The sequence below is a fragment of the Aeromonas sp. 1805 genome (genome assembly GCF_013085525.1).
GTDB lineage: Bacteria > Pseudomonadota > Gammaproteobacteria > Enterobacterales > Aeromonadaceae > Aeromonas > Aeromonas hydrophila.
In genome coordinates this window covers 1,333,812-1,357,962 of sequence record NZ_CP038515.1, presented here as the reverse complement: position 1 = coordinate 1,357,962, position 24,151 = coordinate 1,333,812, and the positions used below count along the sequence as shown (strand labels likewise).

Annotated in this window: 22 protein-coding genes and 1 tRNA gene; 14 read left to right on the top strand and 9 right to left on the bottom strand. The window is 62.0% G+C overall.

The window, feature by feature from the left end; all coding sequences use genetic code 11:
* Positions 1-18: 18 nt before the first annotated feature.
* Together E5E96_RS06470 and E5E96_RS06465 are read right to left on the bottom strand one after the other, a co-directional pair.
* Positions 19-876: a hypothetical protein gene (locus E5E96_RS06470; protein WP_045788800.1), complete on the bottom strand. Its 858-nt coding sequence runs from the start codon at positions 874-876 to the stop codon at positions 19-21.
* Positions 877-1,046: 170 nt separating this feature from the next.
* The gene (locus E5E96_RS06465) at positions 1,047-1,433 is read right to left on the bottom strand and encodes a TraR/DksA C4-type zinc finger protein (RefSeq protein WP_010635769.1); all 387 of its coding nucleotides are present in this window, start codon (positions 1,431-1,433) and stop codon (positions 1,047-1,049) included.
* Positions 1,434-1,901: 468 nt separating this feature from the next.
* On the opposite strand from E5E96_RS06465, the gene E5E96_RS06460 reads away from it, so the two are divergent.
* The 9 genes from E5E96_RS06460 to E5E96_RS06420 all read left to right on the top strand — a co-directional run bounded on the left by E5E96_RS06460 (position 1,902) and on the right by E5E96_RS06420 (position 11,087).
* The gene (locus E5E96_RS06460) at positions 1,902-3,233 is read left to right on the top strand and encodes a glutamine synthetase family protein (RefSeq protein ID WP_011707799.1); all 1,332 of its coding nucleotides are present in this window, start codon (positions 1,902-1,904) and stop codon (positions 3,231-3,233) included.
* Positions 3,234-3,419: 186 nt separating this feature from the next.
* Positions 3,420-4,781: an aspartate aminotransferase family protein gene (locus tag E5E96_RS06455; RefSeq protein WP_168755256.1), complete on the top strand. Its 1,362-nt coding sequence runs from the start codon at positions 3,420-3,422 to the stop codon at positions 4,779-4,781.
* A 54-nt stretch (positions 4,782-4,835) separates the two neighbouring features.
* Positions 4,836-5,933: a polyamine ABC transporter substrate-binding protein gene (locus tag E5E96_RS06450; RefSeq protein WP_016352333.1), complete on the top strand. Its 1,098-nt coding sequence runs from the start codon at positions 4,836-4,838 to the stop codon at positions 5,931-5,933.
* Between the two features lie 117 nt (positions 5,934-6,050).
* Positions 6,051-7,136 carry a polyamine ABC transporter substrate-binding protein gene (locus tag E5E96_RS06445; protein WP_011707796.1) on the top strand — a complete coding sequence of 362 codons (1,086 nt, stop codon included), beginning with the start codon at positions 6,051-6,053 and terminating at the stop codon, positions 7,134-7,136.
* Between the two features lie 75 nt (positions 7,137-7,211).
* The gene (potA, locus tag E5E96_RS06440) at positions 7,212-8,366 is read left to right on the top strand and encodes a polyamine ABC transporter ATP-binding protein (RefSeq protein ID WP_011707795.1); all 1,155 of its coding nucleotides are present in this window, start codon (positions 7,212-7,214) and stop codon (positions 8,364-8,366) included.
* The gene (locus tag E5E96_RS06435; RefSeq protein WP_017409743.1) at positions 8,363-9,268 is read left to right on the top strand and encodes an ABC transporter permease subunit; all 906 of its coding nucleotides are present in this window, start codon (positions 8,363-8,365) and stop codon (positions 9,266-9,268) included. The genes potA and E5E96_RS06435 overlap by 4 nt, the downstream gene beginning before the upstream one ends.
* The gene (locus E5E96_RS06430; protein WP_011707793.1) at positions 9,265-10,107 is read left to right on the top strand and encodes an ABC transporter permease subunit; all 843 of its coding nucleotides are present in this window, start codon (positions 9,265-9,267) and stop codon (positions 10,105-10,107) included. Before E5E96_RS06435 ends, E5E96_RS06430 begins: the two co-directional genes overlap by 4 nt.
* Positions 10,108-10,152: 45 nt before the next feature.
* Positions 10,153-10,863 carry an MOSC domain-containing protein gene (locus E5E96_RS06425; protein WP_171281767.1) on the top strand — a complete coding sequence of 237 codons (711 nt, stop codon included), beginning with the start codon at positions 10,153-10,155 and terminating at the stop codon, positions 10,861-10,863.
* Positions 10,864-11,010: 147 nt separating this feature from the next.
* Positions 11,011-11,087: transfer RNA gene (locus tag E5E96_RS06420), tRNA-Pro, on the top strand.
* 325 nt (positions 11,088-11,412) lie between these two features.
* Here the strand turns inward: E5E96_RS06420 and E5E96_RS06415 are convergent.
* A complete protein-coding gene (locus E5E96_RS06415; protein WP_011707791.1) occupies positions 11,413-11,940 on the bottom strand; it encodes a hypothetical protein in 528 nt (175 codons plus the stop codon).
* Positions 11,941-12,064: 124 nt separating this feature from the next.
* Positions 12,065-12,529, bottom strand: coding sequence for a thioesterase family protein (locus tag E5E96_RS06410; protein ID WP_029306122.1), 465 nt, complete (start codon positions 12,527-12,529; stop codon positions 12,065-12,067).
* A gap of 133 nt (positions 12,530-12,662) precedes the next feature.
* On the opposite strand from E5E96_RS06410, the gene recQ reads away from it, so the two are divergent.
* Positions 12,663-14,498, top strand: a complete 1,836-nt coding sequence (gene recQ / locus E5E96_RS06405; protein ID WP_011707789.1) for an ATP-dependent DNA helicase RecQ — start codon at positions 12,663-12,665, stop codon at positions 14,496-14,498.
* 69 nt (positions 14,499-14,567) lie between these two features.
* On the opposite strand, the gene E5E96_RS06400 is transcribed toward recQ, so the two are convergent.
* Positions 14,568-14,867 (bottom strand): c-type cytochrome, encoded by a 300-nt coding sequence (locus tag E5E96_RS06400; RefSeq protein ID WP_049045451.1) that lies wholly within the window; start codon positions 14,865-14,867, stop codon positions 14,568-14,570.
* 103 nt (positions 14,868-14,970) lie between these two features.
* Here E5E96_RS06400 and E5E96_RS06395 point away from each other — a divergent pair, with 103 nt between their 5' ends.
* The 3 genes from E5E96_RS06395 to E5E96_RS06385 all read left to right on the top strand — a co-directional run bounded on the left by E5E96_RS06395 (position 14,971) and on the right by E5E96_RS06385 (position 17,504).
* Complete coding sequence (locus E5E96_RS06395; protein ID WP_171281766.1) at positions 14,971-16,398, top strand: YdiU family protein; 1,428 nt, start codon at positions 14,971-14,973, stop codon at positions 16,396-16,398.
* Between the two features lie 10 nt (positions 16,399-16,408).
* Entirely contained in the window at positions 16,409-16,696 is a 288-nt protein-coding gene (locus E5E96_RS06390; protein WP_171281765.1) for a DUF3630 family protein, read from the top strand.
* A 133-nt stretch (positions 16,697-16,829) separates the two neighbouring features.
* Positions 16,830-17,504, top strand: coding sequence for a 7-cyano-7-deazaguanine/7-aminomethyl-7-deazaguanine transporter (locus E5E96_RS06385; protein ID WP_011707785.1), 675 nt, complete (start codon positions 16,830-16,832; stop codon positions 17,502-17,504).
* Positions 17,505-17,774: 270 nt separating this feature from the next.
* Here E5E96_RS06385 and rraA read toward each other — a convergent pair whose 3' ends face one another.
* Positions 17,775-18,260: a ribonuclease E activity regulator RraA gene (gene rraA / locus E5E96_RS06380; protein ID WP_005306574.1), complete on the bottom strand. Its 486-nt coding sequence runs from the start codon at positions 18,258-18,260 to the stop codon at positions 17,775-17,777.
* A gap of 146 nt (positions 18,261-18,406) precedes the next feature.
* Here rraA and E5E96_RS06375 point away from each other — a divergent pair, with 146 nt between their 5' ends.
* Positions 18,407-20,260 carry a methyl-accepting chemotaxis protein gene (locus E5E96_RS06375; protein WP_171281764.1) on the top strand — a complete coding sequence of 618 codons (1,854 nt, stop codon included), beginning with the start codon at positions 18,407-18,409 and terminating at the stop codon, positions 20,258-20,260.
* A 57-nt stretch (positions 20,261-20,317) separates the two neighbouring features.
* Here the strand turns inward: E5E96_RS06375 and mgtE are convergent, their stop codons facing one another.
* The 3 genes from mgtE to nirC all read right to left on the bottom strand — a co-directional run bounded on the left by mgtE (position 20,318) and on the right by nirC (position 24,106).
* A complete protein-coding gene (mgtE, locus tag E5E96_RS06370; protein WP_171281763.1) occupies positions 20,318-21,742 on the bottom strand; it encodes a magnesium transporter in 1,425 nt (474 codons plus the stop codon).
* A gap of 132 nt (positions 21,743-21,874) precedes the next feature.
* Entirely contained in the window at positions 21,875-23,281 is a 1,407-nt protein-coding gene (gene cysG / locus E5E96_RS06365; protein WP_171281762.1) for a siroheme synthase CysG, read from the bottom strand.
* Between the two features lie 12 nt (positions 23,282-23,293).
* A complete protein-coding gene (nirC, locus tag E5E96_RS06360) occupies positions 23,294-24,106 on the bottom strand; it encodes a nitrite transporter NirC (RefSeq protein ID WP_171281761.1) in 813 nt (270 codons plus the stop codon).
* Positions 24,107-24,151: the final 45 nt, after the last annotated feature.

Sequence of the window (24,151 nt, the reverse complement as noted above, 5' to 3'; positions counted from 1 at the left end):
GTTGAGGTGGCAGATTCGTCATCCCTGCGGGGGATACTCCCAATATTGGGCCGGAATGGATTTTAGCAACGGTGTCATATCGGGATTGGGCAGGGAGATGGTGACCCGCCGCTCGAGATTGGCGCTGGCCAGGGCCTCGCGGATCTTGGGGTTCTCCCGAAAGAACTTCATGAAGCTGCCGTCGGCATAGGCCCGCTCAAGCCCGGTCTGGATCGCCTTGGCCAGCTTGGGGGATTCCGGGCTGACGAAGAAGAACTCGGCAAAGGGGTAGCGGATCAGCAGGTGCTGATCGATGACCAGGTTGGGATATTGCGCCACCAGCTCGCTGCGCTCGGCAAAGATCTCCACCAGGTTGCGCGGGAAGAAGTCCAGTTTGTCGCCGTCGTTGATCAGTCGAAACAGGTTGCTGTAGCGCCCCGAATAGGTGGGGATGCCGGCGTTCTCCAGGATCTTGTTGTCGGCCCAGCCCACCCCTTGCGCCGCCTTCAGTTTCTTTAGGTCGGCCAGCGAGTTGATCTGGTTGAACTTCTCCTGGGCATCGGCGTGGATGAAGGATAGCCGCAGCCCTTCCAGACCGCGAAACAGCGGGATCGGCACGGCGATGAGCGAGGATTCGAGGGCGCTGGAGGTGCCCATCCAGAACACATTGATGGTTTGGCCCTTGCTCAGCTGTTGCTGCAGGCTGTACTGGTTGAGGTTGAGTTCGACCTGCTTGATGCGAAACGGCTGGTCGGCATGGGTCAGCGCCAGTTCCAGCAGCTTGAGCTGGTACTCTTTGTCGAGGTCGTTGATCGGCCGGCTGGGAACCTTGACCGTGAGGGTCTGTGCTTGTGCCAGCAACGGCAGACACAAGCACAGTTTGAGGAACCATTTCACTCTCTGCTCTCCTGTAGATTCCGGGCTTGCCCGGAGTCTAACAGAACTTGTCACTCTCTTGCTGCGTAGCCGTGATCCGCCAGGGTGAGCAGCCTGGTGTCCTCATTGTCACCTGCATGCCCACCCCGCTGGCGACGCTCGCCGCACGACAGTGAGCAGGCAGCGAGGCGTCAGGCGACGCGACGATACACGTGGGTATCGTTGAACTCCTTGGTGCTCTGGCATTCAACGCAGAAGCGGGACTCGGGACGAGCCTGCAGCCGCTTGAGGGAGATCTCGTCACCGCAGGATTCGCAGTAACCGAAATCCCCTTCGCTGATGCGCTTGAGGGCACCACGCAGCTTGCGCAGATGCAGCTTGTCATGCTCGATGCGGTTCAGCTCCAGACGACGGGCTTCCTCGATGCTGGCACGGTCAATTTCATCAGCCATCTCGTTGGTATCGGTGGCGATGGCCTGGCTGGCCTGGGAGTTGAGGCGATCTTCGAGTTCGAGGATCTGGCGCTCGATCTGTCCCTTGTAAAAGGCCAGTTGGTCTTCAGTCATGAAATCACACATACGATTTACTACCAGTCAGTTTACTAACCCAATTATCCCTGTTTATGGGGGCTGTCTGCCTGCAGACCAAGCCCTGTGTCCTGAATTTGCACCAAATCCAAGCAGGAGAGTGCAAATCAGGGCGGGCCTTGTACCAAAAAAATGCAGGCATGCAAAGCAAAGAGGACAAGTATTGTGCGCCCTTGCAAAAAAATGACCCGATTCAGACAGGGTCTGACTGAGAACATGGGGGATCCTGCACGCTTGTTGGCACCGGGCTTGCAGTGAGTCGTTACCACGCCAGGGTGTTTAGTATTTGTCCCCGCCATGGTCATTATATGCGCCGTTATTTATAGTTTTTTAAACACCACCGCTTGACATTGCCCCTGATGGCGGGCTTTTATGGTGGTGTTGATTACAATTTGATAACAAGGGTGTTCCATATATTAGACACCCTTGCCAATGGTAACCGTAGAGTCGGGGTTTAACATGGACAGTATCAAGGGCTGGATGGAGAGCAATCGCATCACGGAAGTGGAGTGCCTGTTTCCGGATTTCACCGGCAATGCCCGAGGCAAGATCATTCCAGCCAACAAGTTTCTGCGCGAGGGGGGCATGCGCCTGCCCGAGGTCATCTTCACCCAGACGGTGACCGGCGAGTATCCGGATGACGACAGCATGATCGACCCGCTGGAGCGGGACATGCAGCTCTATCCCGATCCCAACACCATTCGTTTCGTACCCTGGGCGCTGGAGCCGACCGCCCAGGTGATCCACGACTGTTTTGACATCAATGGCAAGCTGATCGACATCGCGCCGCGCTCCGTGCTGCGTCGGGTCCTGTCATTTTACGAGAAGCAGGGCTGGAAGCCGGTGGTGGCCCCCGAGCTGGAATTCTATCTGGTCAAGCGCAACGAAGACCCCGACTATCCGTTGGTGCCGCCGGTAGGGCGCAACGGCCGCCCCGAGACGGCCCGCCAATCGTTCAGCATCGACGCGGTCAACGAATTCGACCCCATCTTTGAAGACATGTACGACTACTGCGAGGCGCAGGAGCTGGAGGTGGACACCCTGATCCACGAGTCCGGCGCTGCCCAGATGGAGATCAACTTCCTGCACGGCGACGCCGTCGATCTGGCGGATCAGGTGTTCCTGTTCAAGCGCACCATGCGGGAAGCGGCCCACCGCCACGGGATTTACGCCACCTTCATGGCCAAGCCGATGAGCGACGAGCCCGGCTCCGCCATGCACATCCACCAGAGTCTGGAAGATGTGAACGGCCGTAACCTGTTCGGCACCGAGAACGGCGGCCACTCCGAGCTGTTCATGCACTTCATCGCCGGCCTGCAGAAATACACGCCGGCGGTGACCGCGCTGCTGGCCCCCAACGTCAACTCCTACCGCCGCCTCACCTTTGGCGAGAGCGCGCCGCGCAACGTGCAGTGGGGGGTGGAAAACCGCACCTGCGGGCTGCGGGTGCCCTTCTCCGAGGCCAGTGCCCGTCGGGTGGAGAACCGCTTCGCCGGCGCCGATGCCAACCCCTATCTGGCGCTGGCCGCCACCCTGGCCTGTGGCTACCTCGGCATGATGGAGAAGCTGGAGCCGCTGCCGGAGATGAAGTCGAGCGCCTATGAGTTGCCCTACAGCCTGCCCCGCTCGCTGGAGGAAGCGTTGAGCCACCTGGAGCAGTGCGACCCCATCAAGGAGATGCTGGGCGAGCGTTTTACCCGCGCCTTCGTAGCGGTCAAACGCAAGGAATATGAGACCTACTTCGGGGTGATCAGCCGCTGGGAACGGGAGTTCCTGCTGCTGAACGTATGACCCGGATGCGCGCCGGTCGCGCATCACCCTGCCCGGAGGGGCCGCCGGCCCCTCCCGCGTGAATCGAGACAGTTGGGGTGCAGGCACTGCACGACACCCGGTGAATCACCGTGACCGGGGGAGTGTCTGCCCCTCATCAACTGACCAACAAACATCGCTTAAATCGAAGGAACCGAGGAGCAAGCAATGCAGCATACCACCCGTGAGTGGCAGCAACTGGAAGCCAGCCATCACCTGCATCCGTTTACCGATTTTCAGGCACTGAACAAGAAAGGCAGCCGCATCATCACCCGGGCCGAGGGGGTCTATCTGGAAGACTCCGAAGGCAAGCGCATTCTGGATGGCATGGCCGGCCTGTGGTGCGTCAACCTGGGCTATGGCCGCCAGGAGCTGGTGGACGCCGCCACCCGCCAGATGCAGCAACTGCCCTACTACAACCTCTTCTTCCAGACCAGCCACCCGCCCGCTGCCGAGCTGGCGACCCTGCTGGCCGAGATCACGCCGCCGCACCTCAACCACGTCTTCTTCACCGGTTCGGGCTCCGAGTGCAACGATACCGTGCTGCGCATGGTGCGCCACTACTGGGCCAGCAAGGGGCAGCCGGACAAGCAGGTGATCATCAGCCGCCACAACGCCTACCACGGCTCCACCGTGGCGGGCGCCAGCCTGGGTGGCATGAAGGGGATGCATGCCCAGGGCGGGTTGCCGATCCCCGGCATAGTGCACATCGACCAGCCCTATCACTTCGGCGAGGGGCAGGGGATGAGCGCCCACGAATTCGGGCTGGCCCGTGCCCGTCAGCTGGAGGAGAAGATTCTGGCGCTGGGGGTGGAGCAGGTGGCCGCCTTCATCGGCGAGCCGATCCAGGGCGCCGGCGGCGTCATCATCCCGCCCGACAGCTACTGGCCGGAGATCCAGCGCATCTGCGACAAGTACGGCATCCTGCTGATCGCCGACGAGGTGATCTGCGGCTTTGGCCGTACCGGCCACTGGTTCGCCAGCGAAGGCTTCGGCATCAAGCCGGATCTCATGTGCCTGGCCAAGGGCATCACCTCCGGCTATCTGCCGATGGGGGCCGTGATGGTGGGGGACAGGGTCGCAAAGGTACTGGTGGAAGAGGGGGGCGAGTTCAATCACGGCTTCACCTACTCCGGTCATCCGGTGGCCTGCGCCGTGGCGATTGCCAACATTACGCTTATGCAAAACGAAAGCATAGTTAAGCGAGTTCATGATACCATCGGCCCCTATTTGCAGCGCCGCTGGGCGGAGCTGGCGGACCATCCGCTGGTGGGCGAAACCCGTGGCAAAGGCCTGGTGGCCGCGCTGGAAATAGTGCAGGACAAGCAGACCAACAGCCGCTTCCCGGCTGGGCTGCAGGCCGGTATGACCTGTCGGGAGTTCTGCTTTAACAATGGCTTGGTGATGAGGGCTGTCGGCGATACCATGATCATATCGCCCCCCTTGGTGATCACCGAGGAACAGGTGGATGAATTGGTCAATCTGGCCAGGCTCAGTCTCGATCTGACGGCGGCAAAGCTGCGGGGATAGGCGGGCGCCGGGCAGGTTGGCTTGCGCATACAATTTGCTTAGGAGACAAGGACGATGTCTTTCAAAACGGGAATGATTGCAGCCTCTGTGGCACTGGTCATGATGAGTACCGGGGCGATGGCCGAGGACAAGGTGTTGCACGTCTACAACTGGAGCGATTATATCGCGCCAAACACGCTGGAAGACTTCCAGAAAGAGACTGGCATCAAGGTGGTCTACGACGTGTTCGACAGCAACGAGGTGCTGGAAGCCAAGTTGCTGGCCGGCAGTTCGGGCTATGACATCGTCGTGCCGTCCAACCCCTTCCTGGCCAAGCAGATCAAGGCGGGCGTGTTCCAGAAGCTGGACAAGTCCAAGCTCTCCAACTGGCAAAACCTGGATACCTCGTTGCTCAAGGCGCTCGAACCGAGCGACCCGGGTAACCAGTACTCCATTCCTTACCTGTGGGGCACCATCGGTTATGCCTACAACCCGGAGAAGGTGAAAGCCGTGCTGGGTGACAAGGCGCCGGTGGATTCCTGGGATCTGGTGTTCAAACCGGAAAACATGGCCAAGTTGAAGGAGTGCGGTGTCTCCTTCCTCGACTCGCCGACCGAAATGCTGCCGGCCGCCCTGCAATACCTGGGCTTCAAGCCGGACAGCCAGAAGCCGGACGAGCTGAAGAAGGCGGAGGAGCTGTTCCTCTCCATCCGTCCCTATACCGCCTACTTCCACTCCTCCAAATACATTTCGGATCTGGCCAACGGCAACCTGTGCGTGGCGGTCGGTTACTCCGGTGACTTGCAGCAGTCCAAGTCACGGGCGATCGAGGCCAAGAACGGCGTCAACCTGACCTACGTGATCCCGAAAGAGGGGGCAGGCAGCTTCTTCGACATGCTGGCCATCCCGGCCGATGCCAAGAACGTGGAAGCAGCCCATGTGTTCCTGAACTACCTGATGAAGCCGGAGGTGATCGCCAAGATCTCCGATGCCGTCAGCTACCCGAGTGGCAACAAGGCCTCCGTGCCGCTGGTGTCCGAGAAGATCCGCAACGATCCGGGCATCTACCCGAGCGACGAGACGCTGGCCAAGATCTACACCTTCCCGGATCTGCCGGCCAAGGTGCAGCGTCTGATGACGCGTAGCTGGACCAAGATCAAGTCAGGCAAGTAAGTGACGAGTGCCCCTCCCGGTCCGCAGTTCGGCCGGGAGGGAGGTGACCCACCCGACAGGTTGGACGGCGCGTAAGGATGCGCGACTGGCAAATCACACATTAAGAGGACTGAGTAAGTGCACACAACCAAGATAGTGACGATGGCCCTGGCTCTGGGGTTGGCAAATGTGGCTCAGGCAGCCCCTGTGGTCCACTTTTACAACTGGTCCGACTATATCGGCGAGACCACCCTCAGCGACTTTCAGCGGGCGACCGGGATCCAGACCGTCTATGACGTGTTTGATTCCAACGAAACCCTCGAAGGCAAGCTGCTGACCGGACGCACCGGTTACGATCTGGTGGTGCCCTCCAACAATTTCCTGGCCAAACAGATCAAGGCGGGGGCCTTCCAGAAGCTGGATCCCGCCCTGCTGCCCAATCTGGCCAACCTGGATCCCGTGCTGCTCAAGCAGCTCGACAAGGTAGATCCGGGTCATCAGTACGCCGTGCCCTATCTGTGGGGCACCAACGGCATCGGTTACAACATCGACAAGGTCAAGGCCGTGCTGGGGGTCGACAAGATTGACTCCTGGGCCGTGATCTTCGAACCGGAAAACATGCAGAAACTGGCCCGTTGCGGGGTCGCCTTCCTCGACTCGGCAGACGAGATGATCCCGGCGGCGCTCAACTATCTGGGGCTCAACCCCAACAGCCAGGATCCGGCGGATCTCAAGCGCGCCGAGGAGCAGCTGCTCAAGGTGCGCCCCTACGTGGCCTATTTCCACTCCTCCAAGTACATCGGCGATCTCGCCAACGGCGACATCTGCGTGGCCGCCGGTTTCTCCGGCGACATCCTGCAGGCGGCGGCCCGTGCCGACGAAGCCGGCAAGGGGATCAAGATCGCCTACAGCATACCGAAGGAGGGGGGCAACCTCTGGTTCGACATGATGGCGATCCCGGCCGATGCCACCAACGTGAAAGAGGCGCACGCCCTCATCAATTATGTGCTGCAGCCTGAGGTGATTGCCCAGATCAGCAATCATGTGGGCTACGCGAACCCCAACGCCAAGGCGGGGGAGTTCATGGAGGAGCACGTACGCAATGACGAGTCCGTCTACCCACCCCAGGCGGTGCTGGAGCGGCTGTATGTGCAGCAGGCACATCCCCGCGCGGTGCAGCGCCTGATCACCCGGAGTTGGACCAAGATCAAGTCCGGAACCTAACCTTGGCGCCCATCCCGGGGCGCCAGACTGTTTTATGGATCGGCCCCGGCCGGTATTACCTTTGGGAGTTTGGTAATGGCGATAGCCTCCAGTGCCTACAAGAAAGCCCTCGAGGGCAGCCAGCAACGCAAAGAAGTGCTGGTCAAGATAGACAGGGTAAGCAAGCAGTTCGATGAAACGCTGGCGGTCGACAACGTGTCCCTCAACATCCACAAGGGCGAGATCTTCGCCCTGCTGGGCGGGTCCGGCTCCGGCAAGTCGACCCTGCTGCGGATGCTGGCGGGGTTCGAGCGTCCCACCGAGGGACGCTTGTTCCTCGACGGGGTCGACATCACCGACATGCCGCCCTATGAACGCCCCATCAACATGATGTTCCAGTCCTACGCCCTGTTCCCCCACATGACGGTGGCGCAGAACATCGCCTTCGGCCTCAAGCAGGATGGCCTGCCCAAAGCGGAGGTCGATGCCCGGGTGGAGGAGATGCTCAAGCTGGTGCAGATGACCCAGTATGCCCGCCGCAAGCCCCATCAGCTCTCCGGTGGCCAGCGCCAGCGGGTGGCACTGGCGCGCTCGCTGGCCAAGCGGCCCAAGCTGCTGTTGCTGGATGAGCCCATGGGGGCGCTGGACAAGAAGCTGCGCTCCCAGATGCAGCTCGAGCTGGTCGAGATCATCGAGCGGGTCGGGGTAACCTGCGTCATGGTGACCCACGATCAGGAAGAGGCGATGACCATGGCCGAGCGGATCGCCATCATGCACCTGGGCTGCATCGAACAGATCGGCAGCCCGATGGACATCTATGAGACCCCGGCCAGCCGGCTGGTGTGCGAGTTCATCGGCAACGTCAACCTGTTTGACGGTCTGCTGGTGGAGGATGAGCAGGACCACGCCACCATCGCCTGCGCCGATCTGGAGCAGCCCATCTATGTGGGCCATGGCATCAGCTCCCGCGCCGAGAACAAGAAGGTCACCTACGCCCTGCGGCCGGAAAAACTGCTGATGAGCCTGCAAAAGCCGGTGGAGATCGAGCATCCGGACTTCAACTGGACCAAGGGCGAAGTCTATGACATCGCCTATCTGGGCGGTCATTCGGTTTATCACATCCAGTTGCCTTCGGGCAAAATCGTTCAGGCTTTCATCGCCAATGCCGAACGCCACGGCAAGCGGCCGACCTGGGATGACCAGGTGTTCCTCTACTGGGAAGATGACAGCGGCGTGGTGCTGCAATCATGATGGCATTGAGACGACTGAAGGCACTGGGGGGGCGGCAGCTGGTGATCGGCATCCCGTTCTTCTGGCTGTTCCTGTTCTTCCTGCTGCCCTTCATCATAGTGGTGAAGATCAGCTTCGCCGAAGCGGACGTGGCGATCCCGCCCTACACCGACGTGGTGAGCTGGGCCGACGATCAGCTCACCATCTTGCTGCACATGGGCAACTACCTGCTGCTGCAGGAGGATGAGCTCTACATTGCGGCCTATCTCGGCTCCCTCAAGATGGCCTTCATCAGCACTGTGCTCTGCCTGCTGATCGGCTATCCGATGGCTTACTCCATCGCCCGGGCCAACAAGGAGACCCAGACCGTTCTGCTGCTGCTCATCATGATGCCGACCTGGACCGCGATCCTGATCCGGGTCTACGCCTGGATGGGCATTCTCAGCAACAACGGCCTGCTCAACAGCCTGTTGATGGGCATCGGTCTCATCAACGAGCCGCTGCAGATCCTCAACACCAACCTGGCGGTCTACATCGGCATCGTTTACTCCTACCTGCCGTTCATGGTGCTACCGCTCTACGCCAACCTGGTCAAGCACGACCAGAGTCTGCTGGAGGCGGCCTCCGACCTCGGCGCCCGCAACCTGACCCGGTTCTGGCAGATCACGGTACCGCTCTCCAAGAACGGCATCATCGCCGGCTGCATGCTGGTGTTCATCCCGGTGGTGGGCGAGTTCGTCATTCCGGAGCTGCTGGGCGGCCCCGAGACCCTGATGATCGGCAAGGTGCTGTGGCAGGAGTTCTTCAACAACCGTGACTGGCCGGTGGCGTCCGCCCTGGCGGTGGTGATGCTGGCGGTGCTGATCATTCCGATCATCCTGTTCAACCGCAACCAGGCCAAAGAGCTGGAGGGTAAAGTATGAGGCGCTTTGGTTTTGCCAAGCTGATGCTGTGGCTGGGGCTGCTGTTCATCTACCTGCCGATGATCATCATGGTGATCTACTCCTTCAACGCCTCCAAGCTGGTGACGGTATGGGGCGGCTGGTCGCTGAAGTGGTATTTCGGCCTGCTCGACAACAAGCAGTTGATAGGTTCGGTGCTGCGTTCGCTGGAGATCGCCTTCTATACCGCCATCGCGGCGGTGGCACTGGGGACGGTGGCGGCCTTCGTGCTGACCCGGATCCCGCACTTCCGTGGCCGGACCCTGTTTGGCGGCATGGTGACGGCGCCGTTGGTGATGCCCGAGGTGATCACTGGTCTGTCGCTGCTGCTGCTGTTCGTGGCCATGGCCCAGCTGGTGGGCTGGCCCGCCGAGCGGGGCATGGTGACCATCTGGATAGCGCACACCACCTTCTGTACCGCCTATGTGGCGATCGTGGTATCGGCCAGACTGCGGGAGCTGGACCTTTCCATCGAGGAGGCGGCCATGGATCTGGGGGCCAAACCCTGGAAGGTGTTCTTCCTGATCACCATCCCGATGATAGCCCCGTCGCTGGCGGCGGGCGGCATGATGTCGTTTGCCCTGTCGCTGGATGACCTGGTGCTGGCGAGCTTCGTCTCCGGCCCGGGCTCGACCACCCTGCCGATGGAGGTCTTCTCGGCGGTGCGACTCGGGGTGAAACCCGAGATCAACGCGGTGGCCAGCCTGATCCTGCTGTCGGTGTCGTTGTTCACCTTCGGCAGCTGGTATCTGATGGCCAAGGCGGAGAAACGTCGCCGCGCCGAGATCGCCATGACCACCCAGATGCAGGCAGTCGCCTGACCTCGTGTTAAGATCCGCATTCTCTCGTCAATCCGGAGGATGAGAATGCGGATCTCCATCTTTAGCGGCCAGGGTACCGAACTGGTTCCCGGCCTTGTCAGTGCCATCCACAAACAAGCCACCTCCATACCGCTCTGGTGCGGTGCCAATGGTCTGGCTGGCGACGAACAGTGCGACCAGCGCCACCATGGCGGCCCGGATCGGGCGCTGCACTACTATCCCGCCGATCACTACCCCTGGTGGCACAACTGGCAGACGGCGCTGGGCCTGCCGGCCCCGCGTACACCCTGGCAACCGGCCGCCTTCGGCGAGAACCTCTCCGGAATCGGGTTGACCGAGGCGCAGGCCTGCATCGGCGATGTCTATCGTCTCGGCGAGGCGCTGATCCAGATAAGCCAGCCCAGATCCCCCTGCTTCAAGCTCAACCAGCGTTTCGGCTATGGCCAGATGTCGCAGGTGATGCAGCTCAGCGGCCGCTGCGGTTGGCTGCTGCGGGTGCTGGAGGAGGGGATGGTGATGCCGCAGGAGCGGCTGGAGCTGGTGGACAGGCCCTACCCTGAACTCACGGTAAAGCGCACCGCCGACATCCTGTTCAACCAGCTGCGCAACGAGGCTGACCTGCTGTTGCTGCTGGAAAATCCGGCCCTCTCGCCCAACTGGCGCAAGCATGCGGCAGACTGGCTGGAGCATGGTGTGGTCGCTGACTGGCGTCGCCGCTTGCTCGGCCCGGCCGAATTCCAGCTCACTGTGTCATAAGCGTTGCCAGGCCATTTTTTGGCCGCTGACGGCTCAGGACGGATGGAACTGACGAATAGTTGAGCGAACAGCCATTTTTTTGCTTCCAAACGTAAAAAAGGCTTGTGTCGAGTCGGGGCTTTCGGTAAATTCCCGTCCCGCAGACATCGGTGTGTAGCGCAGCTTGGTAGCGCACTTCGTTCGGGACGAAGGGGTCGGAGGTTCGAATCCTCTCACACCGACCACATTAGAAAAGGCCGCTCAATAGAGCGGCCTTTTCGCATTTGGCGTTCACGCAAGTCGAGGGCGATATTCAGGCTGGCGGCTTGTTAGGGTAACTGCAATGCTCCCCTGTCTCTCTGTCTCTCTGTCTCTCTGTCTCTCTGTCTCTCTGTCTCTCTGTCTCTCTGTTTAATCCGTCTCGTCAGTTCCGTTGCCCGGCGCAGGGCAATAAAAGGGCCACCGCTCGGTGGCCCAGGGTGGAGTCTGATCCTGACTCCGGCACTCTAGATTGTGGCAATCTCTGGTTGGGTTCTGTCTATGGTGCCCTCCTTGCGCGCCAGGCGCCTGTTAGATATGCCAGTGCTGATGCCGCAATGCCTTGAAGCCATGCTGAGGTTGCAAGGCCGCGTGCTTGGGGTACTCACTAATGAAATGTTCGATTCCCTCCATCAGTTGTTCACGTAATGAAGACACGGGCTCATGCCAGGCTTGCAGGCATAGATGGCCGGGGATCAGCTGCTCCTGATAATCTTCCAGCAGCTGTTCTGGCCAGGGCTCAATACCGGAATTGCGTTGCAGCAAATAGTGGGCGGCGGGCTCACGGGCATAGATGAACTGAATTTGGGCCAGATCGCGTTGGCTTAGCGTTTGACTGTTGATATGACAAGTCAGGTATTTTCCCGTCTTCAGGTCCAAGAAGTGACCGCGTTGCCGACAGGCTATGATGCGATACCAAGGCAGGGGCGAACAGAGAGAGTATCCCTCAAGCTCCTGTTCCAGCCAGTGGCGACACTCGGGTGTCTGCACCTCGTCGAGCATGGACTCGAGCTGCCTCAACAAGGCTCTGGATGGTTTGGTGGCCAGTTTCGCACTCATCGCCTGCAATCCTCCCTCTGCACACAATCCCGACTTTCAGTATGAACCCGGTGGCGGCAGAGGGGGTAAGGTTTCTAATGATTAAAATCAGATTAGCAGCGTGGTTTTTATGCAATAGGCTGGCTCAGCCCACCAGGTAGGTGCCGGTACCGAAGGCGATATGAGTCCCTTCTTCGTTGTGCAGTTCCATGCGGGCAACCGCGACCTTGCTGCCGGCCCGGATGATGTGGGCGGTGGCGATGAACTCGTTGCCGCGCCCCGGCCGCAGGTAGTCCACCCGCAGATCGATGGTGCCGAGGCGGGAGAAGCGCTCCTTGAGATAGCTGGGGGAGAAGTCTTCCAGCTCGTCGATGCAGGAGGCTGCGACTATCATGCCGCCGGCCACATCGAGCAGGCTGGCGGTGACGCCGCCGTGCAGGATGTTGTGGAAGGGGTTGCCGATCAGCTTCTCCTCCATCTTGATGCGCAGCTCCACCTTGTCGAAGTCGTAGTGCGTCACCTGCATGCCGATCAGCTTGTTGAACGGCATCCTCTCGGCGAACAGGTTGGCAATGCCACTGAGCGCCATCTTCTTGAGCATCTGTTTCATTCCTTGAGTCCGATCCCTGGCAGTACGACCGAGTAAAAACTCCAGCCAGTCTGCAACACTTCCTTAACAGTCGCAATGGCAGGTTTATTGTGGGCGGCGGCTGCTTTAGAATGGCGACCCCAAAGGAGAGCCCATGACCGCCATTGCCGAAACCCTGCCTGACCCCCAGCCAGAGAATCCGCTTGCCCTGCTGCAGGCGGTGTTCGGCTATCAGCAATTCCGGCCGGGCCAGCTCGAAATCATCGAGCAGATCGTGGCGGGGCGCGATGCGCTGGTGCTCAAGCCCACCGGCGGCGGCAAGTCGCTCTGCTATCAGATCCCTGCGTTGTTGCGCCCTGGGCTCGGGGTAGTGGTCTCTCCCCTCATTTCGCTGATGAAGGATCAGGTGGACAGCCTGCGCGCCAACGGCGTGGCGGCGGTCTACATCAACTCGGCCCTCAGCCGGGAGGAGATGATCCAGAATTTTGCCGCCATGCGGCGCGGCGAGATAAAAATCGTCTATGTCTCCCCCGAACGCCTGCTGCAGCACGAGTTCATGGATCGGCTGGCCGAGCTGCCGCTCGGCCTGTTTGCCATCGACGAGGCGCACTGCGTCTCCCAGTGGGGGCACGATTTTCGGCCGGAATACGCGGCGCTGGGCCGACTCAAGCAGTGGTTCCCGCAGGTGCCCGTGGTGGCGCTCACCGCCACCGCCGACGAGGCGACCCGCAGCGACATGCTGCATCGGCTGGAACTCCACGACCCCTTCATCCACACCGCCAGCTTTGACAGACCCAATATCCGCTACAGCCTGGTGGAGAAATTCAAGGCGGCGGAGCAGCTGCTGCGCTATGTGCAGAGCCAGAAGGGCAACTGCGGCATCGTCTACTGCTCCAGCCGCAATCGGGTGGAGGAGGTGGCCGAGCGGCTCTCCCGCCACGGCTGCAAGGCGGCGCCCTATCACGCCGGCCTGCCGCTCGAGCTGCGCCAGCGCACTCAGGAGTCCTTCCTCAAGGACGACATCGAGATAGTGGTGGCGACGGTGGCGTTCGGCATGGGCATCGACAAGCCCAACGTGCGCTTCGTGGTGCACTACGACATTCCCAAGAACATCGAGTCCTACTATCAAGAAACCGGCCGGGCCGGCCGCGACGGCACCCCGGCCGAGGCGCTGCTGCTCTACGATCCTGCCGACATCGGCCGGGTGCGCCGGCTGCTCGACAACATTGAAAACCCCCAGCAGTTGCAGGTGGAGCAGTACAAGCTCAACGTGATGGCGGCCTTCGCCGAGGCGCAGACCTGCCGGCGCCAGGTGTTGCTCAACTACTTCGGCGAGTACAACGACAAGCCGTGCGGCAACTGCGACATCTGCCTCGACCCCCCCCAGAGCTATGACGGCACCGAAGATGCCCAGAAGGCGCTCTCCTGCGTCTGGCGGGTGGGGCAGAACTTCGGGGTGGGTTATGTGGTGGAGGTGCTGCGCGGGTCGCTGAACCAGCGCATCAAGGATCACGGCCACGACAAGCTGTCGACCTACGGCATCGGCAAGGATCAGAGCCACGAGTACTGGATGAGCGTGATCCGCCAGCTGATCCACAAGGGGTTGCTGACCCAGAACATCACCCGCAATCTGGTGCTGCAGTTGACCGAGGCAGCCCGTCCCGTGCTGCGCGGCGAGGTGAAGCTGGATCTGGCGGTGCCGCGCCTGCAGCCCATCTCCAGCCGCAAGGAGAAGCGCAACGGCCTGCTCGACAACGCCAACTACGACAAGCGGCTGTTCAAGGAGCTGCGCGCCCTGCGCAAGCAGATCGCCGAGGATGAAGAGGTGCCTCCCTACGTGGTGTTCAACGACGCCACCCTGGTCGAGATGGCGCAGCTGATGCCGATGACCGAGGCGGAAATGCTGGCGGTCAACGGCGTGGGTCACCGCAAACTGGAACGCTTCGGCGAAGCCTTTATGGACCTGATCATCGACTACTGCCGTCGGTAAAAGGTTGGTGAAGTTGCACCGGACGGGTGCGTCGCCAACGGAAGGTGCCCGTCTGCCGGGCGCGCCTGGTTATTTGAGGCTGGCGTAATAGGCCGCCAGGTTCTCCATGTCCGCATCGGTGAGCGGCGCCATGAAGGGCACCATCAGGGGCTCCTTGCGGCTGCCATCCTTGAAGGCCTTCAGCTGTTTCACCAGATAGGCGGCGTTTTGTCCCGCCAGATGGGGATAGTTGGGTATCAGAGCCTTGCCTTCGACCCCGTGACAGGCGGCGCAGACGGCGGCCTTGGCCTTGCCGGCCTCGACATCGGCCGCCTGGGCCGGCCCCCACAACAACAGCAACAGGGGCAAGGCGCCCAACCATCTTTGCATCTTCTTCTCCTTGAAATGAAATAGCGCATCGTCCGTTAGCCAGTGCTGGCCGACGGCGGTATAAAGAGTGACACGAGCATACGCAGGGACGAACCGCACCACCATGAAGCTGATCAACACTTTTGCCACCGAACTGCCCTGGGCCTGTGAGCCCGTTGCCCCCCAGCCACTGCATGCCCCCGGTCTGCTGCACCTCAACCGTGCGCTGCTCGGCGAGCTGGGACTGGGGGCGGTGAGTGAGGCCGACTGGCTGGCCTGCTGTGGCCATGGGCTGCCCTTGCCCGGCATGCAGCCGGTGGCCCAGGTCTATGCGGGCCACCAGTTCGGCGGCTACAGCCCGCGTCTTGGCGATGGCCGTGCCCTGCTGCTGGGGGAGCTGCAGGCGCCGGATGGCAGCCGCTGGGACCTGCACCTGAAAGGGGCGGGCAAGACCCCCTTCTCCCGTTTCGGCGATGGTCGCGCCGTGCTCCGTTCCAGCATTCGCGAGTATCTGGCCTCCGAGGCGCTGCATGCCCTCGGTATTCCCACCACCCGGGCCCTGGTGCTGGTGGGCAGCCAGGAGCCGGTCTACCGCGAGCAGGTGGAGACGGGCGCGACCGTGCTGCGTACCGCCCCGAGCCATCTGCGCTTCGGCCACGTCGAGTATTTCGCCTGGAGCGGGCAGGGGGAGCGGATCCCGGCCCTTATCGATTATCTGCTGCGCCACCATTTCCCCGAGCTGGCCGATGGTGCCGAGCTGTTTGCCGAAGTGGTGCGCCGTACCGCGCGGCTCATCGCCAAGTGGCAGGCGGCAGGCTTCTGCCACGGGGTGATGAACACCGACAACATGTCGCTGCTCGGGCTGACCCTGGATTATGGCCCCTACGGCTTTATCGATGCCTATGTGCCGGACTTTGTCTGCAACCACTCGGATCCGGGCGGTCGCTATGCGCTGGATCAGCAGCCGGCGGTCGGTTACTGGAATTTGCAAAAACTGGCGCAGGCGCTGGCCGGCCACGTCGATGGGGACGCGCTGGCAGCGGCCCTGGTCCAGTACGAACACCAGTTGATGCTGCACTACTCCGAACTGATGCGCGCCAAACTGGGGCTGGCGGTGTGGGAAGACGACGATCCGGCGCTGTTCCGTGAGTTGTTCCGGCTGTTGGCGGCGCACGGGGTGGATTACCACCTGTTCCTGCGTCGTCTCGGTGAGGTGACGCGAGAGGGGGCATGGCCCGTCAGCCTGCTGGCCCTGCTGCCGGAGCCTGCCGCCTGGCAAGGGTGGCTTGAGGCCTATCGGGCGCGCCTCGACCGGGAAGGGAGTGAGGATGGCGTGCGCAAGGGGCTGATGGATGCGGTCAACCCCAAGTATGTGCTGCGCAACGCGCTGGCCCAGCGGGTGATCGAGGCCGCCGAGCAGGGCGACATGGCACCGTTCGAGCGGCTGTTTGCGGCCCTGCAACGCCCCTACGACGAACAACCCGAATACGAGGATCTCGCTACTCCGCAACCGGCATGGTATTGCGGTGGCGAGCTCTCTTGCAGCAGTTGAGGAACCGCAGATGAACTGGCGTATCGCGCAGACAGACAGGGAAGCCGGGGTGGTGACGCTGGTGAACCCCGCGCTCGACTGGGACAGCTTTCCGACTCTGGCTAACACCCTGTTGCAGGAGTGGGAGCTGGTAGCGCTCGAGCGGGAGTGTGGCGCCGATCGTCACAGCTGGCTGCTGGAGTTTGAGGGGAGCCGCTTTCGGCTCGAATACGAACACTACAGCGGCTGCTGGCTGGCGGCGGAGCAGCCGGCCGATGCCGAGGTGCTGTTCTGGCTGGCCCGCCAGCATCAGGGGTGAGGATGGTACGGCAGCCTCAACCAACCGCATAAAGATTGAACTATCAGTATGGGGGCGTATAATCTCGCCCCTCAATTATCGCCAATGGTGGCGGTATGGGTTCCCTAACCCCATTAACCAAAAAGGTCACAATATGAATCTGACCCCTGCTCAGCACCAGACGGCGCTGGTGCGCCTCTCGTTGTTTCACATCCTGATCATTGCCAGCAGCAACTACCTGGTGCAGCTGCCGATCACCATCTTCGGCTTCCACACCACCTGGGGTGCCTTCAGCTTCCCGTTCATCTTTCTGGCCACCGACCTGACGGTGCGGATCTTCGGGGCCGGTCTGGCGCGCAAGATCATCCAGACCGTGATGCTGCCGGCGCTGGCGATCTCCTATGCCCTGTCGGTGCTGTTCTTCGAGGGCAGCTTCCAGGGCGTCGGCAACCTGGCCGAGTTCAACCTGTTCGTGGCGCGCATCGCGCTGGCGAGCTTCATGGCCTATCTGGTGGGCCAGTTCATGGATGTGGTGGTATTCAACCGGCTGCGGCTGCTGAAAGCCTGGTGGGTGGCACCGGCGGCCTCCACCCTGTTCGGCAACCTGGTGGACACCATCGCTTTCTTCACCATCGCTTTCTGGCGCAGCACGGATCCCTTCATGGCCGAGCACTGGGTCGAGATTGCTACCGTGGACTACGTGTTCAAGCTGCTGATAAGCTTGGGATTGTTTGTGCCGCTCTACGGCGTGCTGCTGCGTTATCTCAGCCGCAAGCTGGTGGGCGAGGCCGGATTGGCCGGCCTGCAAACGGCCACGCGACAAGCCTGACGAGATTGACCACCCCCAGGGGTGGTCAATTTTTTTGCATTTTTGGCAAATAAGGGTTGCTAAGTTAAATGAGAATGATTATTGTTACCTTGTTTTCCGGGAAAGACTTCATTCGTTCCAACGTGATGGACTTCTTGTGAAGGCACGACATTGCTCACATTGCTTCCAGTTAAGGGGCCAGTTTTTACTGGCCCTCTTTTTTTGCGTGTTTTCGGCCAGCGACGGGCATAAAAAATGGGAGCCTTGGCTCCCATGTTCACTCTGCTCTGCTTACTCGATGTCGAGTGCATCGGGGGAGAGGATCACCCCTGTGGTATCGGCGTAGAGATGGTCGTCCGGCAGGAAGGTGACGCCGCCGAAGTTGACCGGTAGATCGGTCTCGCCCACGTCCTTGCTGTCGGCGCCCACCGGAATGGCTGCCAGCGCCTGAATGCCGATATCCAAGTCTTCCAGAATGTCGACCTCGCGTACGCAACCGTAGCAGACGATCCCTTCCCACTCGTTCTCGGCCGCCGTGGTGGCGATCTCGCTGTCGATCAGGGCACGGCGCATGGAGCCACCGCCGTCGATCAGCAACACCCGACCGACGCCGTTCTCTTTGACGAGTTCACGGATCAGGCCGTTTGATTCGAAGCATTTGACTGTGGTGATGACGCCGCCGAACGAGGCGCGGCCGCCGAAGGAGCAGAGCATGGGTTCGAGCACATCCACCATGTCCTGATAGATGTCGCACAGTTCTGAAGTGTTGTATTCCATTGTGTCAAATCCACCGCTGGAAACAGGTGGGATCCAGTATAAGGAGTGGGACCGGCATTTCAATGAATATTCCTTGAACAACAACGGGGATAACGTTTTCCGCATAAGCTCAATGCAGTCCATCCCGTGCTTGTGAGAGGTTCATCGTGCTGATCCGTCATAAATTGATCCTGAATACCGCGCTGGTCGCCGTTGCCATGCTGGTATTGAGCGGCCTGTTTCTCTACTCCAACCAGGTGAGTCGCCATCTGACCGAGGCCCAGCGCAACGTGGACGGGCTCGAGATCGCCATGCTCAACCTGCGACGGGCCGAGAAGGATTTTCTGATCCGCAAGGATCCGGCCTTTGTGGCCCGCTTCAACGAGGTGCTGGCCAATTTCCACCAGCTCAACCAGACCCTGGGTCAGGATGACAACCTCAGTGCCGTGCAGGGCGAGCTGACCCGGCTGGATCAGCAGATGGGGGCCTATGGCAAGGCCTTCAACGATCTGGTGGCCCAGCAGCAGATCATCGGGCTGGGGCCGGAAGACGGCCTCTACGGGCGTTTGAGAACCGCGGTGCATCAGGTGGAAGAGGGGCTCAAGCAGCTGGATGAGCAGGGGCTGCTCATCACCATGTTGCAACTGCGGCGGGCGGAGAAAGACTTCATGCTGCGCTCGGACATCCAGTATCTGGAGCGCTTCCAGACCCTGCACAAGGATTTCCAGCAGCGGCTGGCAACCTTGCCGGAGGCGGATCGCGGCAAGCTGGAGCAGGCCAGCGAGCAGTACCGGCAGGACTTCGTCGCGCTGGTGCAGGGCATGCAAGTGCTGGGGTTGAGTGAAGATGAGGGGCTGCGCAATGAGATGCGGGGCCTGGTGCATCAGACCGAGCAGGGCTTTACTGCCGTCGGCAAGCACATCGCCGACGAGCTGGTACGGCAGACCTCGCGCCTCAATACCCTGATGCTGGTCTGCGGCGGCATCATCATAGTGCTGATCGGCATCATGAGCATGCTGCTGGGGCGCAGCATTGACCGCCCCATCTCGCGGGTAAACGACACCGTCAACCGCATCCGGCAGGACAACGACCTGCGCCTCAAGATAGAGCTGCAGGGGGCGGACGAGATGGCGCAGCTGGCAGGCAATCTGGACGTGATGCTGGGGGGATTTCGCCACCTCATCGGCGACGTGAAGCAGAGCGTTCACACCCTGACTGAGGCGGCGGATCACCTCTCCGGCAACGTGCGCCGTACCAGCGAGGGGGCCGTTCGCCAGCTGCAGGAGACCGACATGGTGGCGACCGCCTCCACCGAGATGGGCTCCACCATAGAGGAGATCGCCCGCAACACCGAGCAGGCGGCCAACAATGCCCAGACCACCAACAACAAGGCGATGGAGGGACGCAGTGCGGTGGAGAACACCGTTAGCCAGATCCGCTCGCTGGCCGACAATCTGGAGAGCTCCTCCCGCGAAGTGGCCCAGCTGCAGCAGGAGAGCGAAACCATCGGCTCTGTGCTGGACGTGATCCGCGGCATCGCCGAGCAGACCAACCTGCTGGCGCTCAACGCGGCCATCGAGGCGGCGCGGGCGGGGGATCAGGGACGCGGCTTTGCGGTGGTGGCGGATGAGGTGCGCAGCCTCGCCATCCGCACCCAGAAGTCGACCCAGGAGATCGCCGGCATCATCAGCTCGCTGCAGAAGCAGACCGGCAACATAGTGGGCATGATGGCGACCTGCCGCGAGCAGGGCAACAGCAGCTCGGAGCAGGCCAGCATGGCGGGCGAACTGCTGGAGCAGATCACCCAGGACGTCACCCATATCATGGACATGAGCACCCAGATTGCCGCCGCCATCGAACAGCAGAGCCTGGTGGCCAACGAGGTGAACCGCAACGTCAACAACATCCGTGACATCGCCCAGGAGTCGAGCCTGATGGCGGAGGAGAACGCCAAGTCGAGTCACGGCCTGACCGAGCAGGCCAAGCTGCTCAACCAGGCGGTGGCCAAATACCGAGTGTAGCGATCACGCCGAATGAACAAGGGAGCCATAAAGGCTCCCTTTTTATTGCCAAGCGGATTAAAGCAGGAACAGGGTGGCCAGCCCCAGGAAGATGAAGAAGCCGCCGGTGTCGGTGATGGCGGTGATCATCACGCTGGCCCCCACCGCCGGGTCGCGGCCCAGCCGGCTCATGGTCATGGGAATGATGACCCCCATCAGCGCCGCCACCAGCAGGTTGAGCATCATGGCGAGCGTCATCACCGCGCCCAGCGCCGCATCCTGATAGAGGATGTAGGTGGCCACCCCCATGGTGCCGCCCCACACCAGGCCGTTGATCAGGGCCACCCCCAGTTCGCGCCACAGCAGGAAGGAGACGTTGCCGGTCTGGATATGCTGCAGCGCCAGTGCCCGCACTATCATGGTGATGGTCTGGTTGCCGGTGTTGCCGCCGATGCCGGCGACGATGGGCATCAGCGCCGCCAGCGCCACCAGCTGGGAGATGGTGTGCTCGAACAGACCGATCACCCGCGATGCCACGAAGGCGGTGCAGAGGTTGATGGCGAGCCAGGCCCAGCGGGTCTTGACTGCCTTGGAGACGGGCGCGAACACGTCCTCCTCTTCACTGATCCCCCCCATCCGGCGCAGGTCGGTGTCGCTCTCCTCATAGACCAGATCCACCACCTCGGCGACGGTGAGCCGGCCCATCAGCTTGCCGCGGCCGTCGATGACGGCGGCGGAGACCAGGTCGTCCCGCTCGAAGGTACGGGCGGCGGCCTCATCGTTGTCTTCCGGATCGAAGGTGACCGGATCCTTCTCCATCACGTCGCGCACCAGGGTCTCGGGTCTGTGCAGCAGCACTGTGGTGAGCGGCAGCTCCCCCTGCAGCCGGTTGCGCCGGTCGGTGACGAACAGCTTGTCGGTGTTGGCGGGGATCTTGCCGCGCAGGCGCAGGTAGCGCTGCACCGTGGCCAGGCTCACCTCAGCCCGCACCGTGATGAGCTCGAAGTCCATCATGGCGCCGACCGTGTGCTTGCCGTAGCGGATCACCTCCCGCACCCGGTCGCGCTGGGCCGGGGCCATGGAGGTGAGCAGCCGCCCCATCAGGTTGCGGGGCAGGTACTGGCCCAGATAGATCTGATCGTCGATGTCGAGGGTGCGCAGGGCGTGCAGCAGCTCCTTGTCGCTCATGCCGCTGATGAGGCTGTCCCACACCGTCTCCGATGCCTCGACCAGGATCTGGCCTTGCTTCTCCTCGTCCACCTGCTGCCACAGCACGTGACGTTCGTCCGGCGGCAGGGATTCCAGCGCATCGGCGATATCGGCGGCGGGCAGGCTGTTGACCAGCCGGGTGAGCTCGCTGGTCTGATCCCGCAGGGTGGCATCCTGCACCCCTTGCGGGTCGAGCAGGCTGTCGGTGAGGGCATCATCGGCCAGCAGCAGGGTGAGAATGCGCGATCTGTCTTGTTCACGCTGTTTGGCGCTGTTCTTGGCGGGGAGGGACATGAAGCAGAATTCCTGAATTCGGTGGTCCGGCTGACACACCCCATAGGATACCAGACTCAAAACAAGAGGTTATGACAGTAAATGCAGAAAAAGAAACGCCACCCGAGGGTGGCGTTGGAATGGATGCCGCGATCAGGCCGAGGCGAGGGCCGCGTCTGCGGCGCATCCTTGCCCGAACCAGGCAAGCTGGTCCGCCAGGGTCACCACAGATCCCACCATGATGAGGGCCGGGCTCTCGACCCCCACCGCCAGTTCGGGCAGCTGATCGAGGGTACCGCGAATGACCCGCTGGCTTGGCTGGGTGCCACGCTCGATCAGCGCCACCGGGGTATCGCCCGCCTTGCCGTGGGTCAGCAGCTGCTCGCGGATGGTGGCACAGGAGGAGAGCCCCATGTAGAACACCAGGGTCTGCTTGTCTTTGGCCAGCAGCGGCCAGTCGAGATCCTGGGCGCCCCCCTTGCCGTGGGCGGTGACGAAGCGCACGCTCTGGGCGTGATCGCGGTGGGTCAGCGGAATGCCGGCGTAGGCGGCGCAGCCGCTCGCCGCCGTGATCCCCGGCACCACCTGAAAGCCGATGCCGCTGCCGACCAGCGTCTCCAGCTCCTCGCCGCCACGGCCGAAGATGAAGGGGTCACCCCCCTTCAGCCGCACCACCCGCTGGCCCTTCTTCGCCTCGTCCAGCAACAGCTGGTTGATCCCCTCCTGCGGCACGCAGTGGTTGCCCGCCTGCTTGCCGACGAAGATGCGTTTGGCATCTCGGCGCACCAGCGCCATCACCTCATAGGATACCAGCCGGTCATAGACCACCACGTCCGCCTGCTGCATCTGGCGCAGGGCGTGCAGGGTGAGCAGGCCCGGATCGCCGGGGCCGGCTCCCACCAGCACCACCTCGCCACCGGTCTGGCTCTCGTCGGCAAACAGGCTGTCGGCCAGCTGATTGGCAGAGGCGCTATCGCCCCGTGCCAGCGCCTGCCCGAGCCGGTCCGCCCCGAGCAGCCGCTCCCAGAAGCGGCGCCGTTCCCCCATGCTGGTGAAGCGGGCCTTGACCCGCTCCCGCAGGCTGCCGGCGAAGGCCGCGACGGCGCCCAGATGCTGGGGCAGCAGGGCTTCGAGTTTTTCCCGCAGCAAACGGGCCAGCACCGGGGCCTTGCCGCCGGAGGAGATGGCCACCATCAGCGGCGAGCGGTCGATGATCGACGGCATGATGAAGCTGGAGCGTTTCGGGTCATCCACCACGTTGGCAAAGATCCGCGCCTGATTGGCGCTCTGGTAGACCAGGGCGTTCACCTCGCGCCGATCGGTGGCGGCCACCACCAGCCACTTGCCCGTCAGTTGTGCCGGCGCGAATTCACCGGCCAGCCACTCGATGCTGCCGTTGGCAGCCAGTTCCGCCAGCTCGGGGTCGAGCTCGGGCGCGACCACGGTGAGCTGGGCACCGGCATCCAGCAGCAGGCGCGCCTTGCGCTCCGCTACCTCGCCGCCGCCGACCAGCAGCACGGGTTTGTTGTCGAGTCGGCAAAAGATGGGCAAGTAGTCCATGGGGCCTCCTGATCAGGCGGTTTGGGTCTGGCTGGCAGTGGTGGTGGTCTCGCTCACCGCGACCGGGCGCTCAGCCTTGGGGGTGGCATACCAGTAGCCGAGGCCCATGAAGAGGGCGCCGGAGACGGTGTTGCCCAGGGTCACCCACAGCAGGTTGTGGCCTATGCCGCCCAGGGTGTAGGCCTCGGAATGGGCACCGAACCAGGAGAGGGCGAACAGGGTCATGTTGGCGACCGAGTGCTCGTAGCCGGAGGCGATAAAGGCCAGCAGGCACCACCAGATGGCGATGAACTTGGCAGCACCCTCGGTGCGCAGCGCCATCCAGATGGCGAGGCAGACCAGCCAGTTGCACAGCACGCCCTTCATGAACAGGGTGAGCGCCGGTGCCTGGGTCTTGGCCAGCGCCACCTTGTGCGCCAGGCTGCCTGCGTCCGGCAGCAGGCTGCCGCCGTATGAGTAGATCAGCGCCACCGCGATGGAGCCGAGCAGGTTGCCGGCCCAGGTCTGCGGCAGGATGCGCAGCAGGTCGGCCATGGCGATCTTGCCGGTCTTTACCCCGAAGGTGAGGAACATGGTGTGGCCGGTGAACAGCTCGGAGCCGGCGATGACAACTAAGGTGAGGGCTATGCCGAAGGTGGCCCCCATCACCAGCGGACGGATGCTCGGATCCACCAGGTTGCCCAGGGTGAAGATGAGGATGATGCCAAGGCCCACATAGGCCCCCGCCATGGCGGAGCTGAGCCAGAAGCCGAGCTTGTCGCTGCGCTCGAAGCGGTTGATGCGGGCCGCGTTGGCGGCGCACTTGTTGATGGTTTCGGTATACATCTTTGTTTCCTTCAAGAGGGCCGCCCGCGGGCAGCCCTGATATGC

What these genes read in the sequence shown, in the direction of transcription:
- E5E96_RS06465 (WP_010635769.1), bottom strand. Translation starts at nt 1,433, where the DNA reads ATGTGTGATTTCATGACTGAAGACCAACTGGCCTTTTACAAGGGACAG.
- E5E96_RS06460 (WP_011707799.1), top strand. Translation starts at nt 1,902, where the DNA reads ATGGACAGTATCAAGGGCTGGATGGAGAGCAATCGCATCACGGAAGTG.
- E5E96_RS06455 (WP_168755256.1), top strand. Translation starts at nt 3,420, where the DNA reads ATGCAGCATACCACCCGTGAGTGGCAGCAACTGGAAGCCAGCCATCAC.
- E5E96_RS06450 (WP_016352333.1), top strand. Translation starts at nt 4,836, where the DNA reads ATGTCTTTCAAAACGGGAATGATTGCAGCCTCTGTGGCACTGGTCATG.
- potA (WP_011707795.1), top strand. Translation starts at nt 7,212, where the DNA reads ATGGCGATAGCCTCCAGTGCCTACAAGAAAGCCCTCGAGGGCAGCCAG.
- E5E96_RS06435 (WP_017409743.1), top strand. Translation starts at nt 8,363, where the DNA reads ATGATGGCATTGAGACGACTGAAGGCACTGGGGGGGCGGCAGCTGGTG.
- E5E96_RS06430 (WP_011707793.1), top strand. Translation starts at nt 9,265, where the DNA reads ATGAGGCGCTTTGGTTTTGCCAAGCTGATGCTGTGGCTGGGGCTGCTG.
- E5E96_RS06425 (WP_171281767.1), top strand. Translation starts at nt 10,153, where the DNA reads ATGCGGATCTCCATCTTTAGCGGCCAGGGTACCGAACTGGTTCCCGGC.
- E5E96_RS06415 (WP_011707791.1), bottom strand. Translation starts at nt 11,940, where the DNA reads ATGAGTGCGAAACTGGCCACCAAACCATCCAGAGCCTTGTTGAGGCAG.
- E5E96_RS06410 (WP_029306122.1), bottom strand. Translation starts at nt 12,529, where the DNA reads ATGAAACAGATGCTCAAGAAGATGGCGCTCAGTGGCATTGCCAACCTG.
- recQ (WP_011707789.1), top strand. Translation starts at nt 12,663, where the DNA reads ATGACCGCCATTGCCGAAACCCTGCCTGACCCCCAGCCAGAGAATCCG.
- E5E96_RS06400 (WP_049045451.1), bottom strand. Translation starts at nt 14,867, where the DNA reads ATGCAAAGATGGTTGGGCGCCTTGCCCCTGTTGCTGTTGTTGTGGGGG.
- E5E96_RS06395 (WP_171281766.1), top strand. Translation starts at nt 14,971, where the DNA reads ATGAAGCTGATCAACACTTTTGCCACCGAACTGCCCTGGGCCTGTGAG.
- E5E96_RS06390 (WP_171281765.1), top strand. Translation starts at nt 16,409, where the DNA reads ATGAACTGGCGTATCGCGCAGACAGACAGGGAAGCCGGGGTGGTGACG.
- E5E96_RS06385 (WP_011707785.1), top strand. Translation starts at nt 16,830, where the DNA reads ATGAATCTGACCCCTGCTCAGCACCAGACGGCGCTGGTGCGCCTCTCG.
- rraA (WP_005306574.1), bottom strand. Translation starts at nt 18,260, where the DNA reads ATGGAATACAACACTTCAGAACTGTGCGACATCTATCAGGACATGGTG.
- mgtE (WP_171281763.1), bottom strand. Translation starts at nt 21,742, where the DNA reads ATGTCCCTCCCCGCCAAGAACAGCGCCAAACAGCGTGAACAAGACAGA.
- cysG (WP_171281762.1), bottom strand. Translation starts at nt 23,281, where the DNA reads ATGGACTACTTGCCCATCTTTTGCCGACTCGACAACAAACCCGTGCTG.
- nirC (WP_171281761.1), bottom strand. Translation starts at nt 24,106, where the DNA reads ATGTATACCGAAACCATCAACAAGTGCGCCGCCAACGCGGCCCGCATC.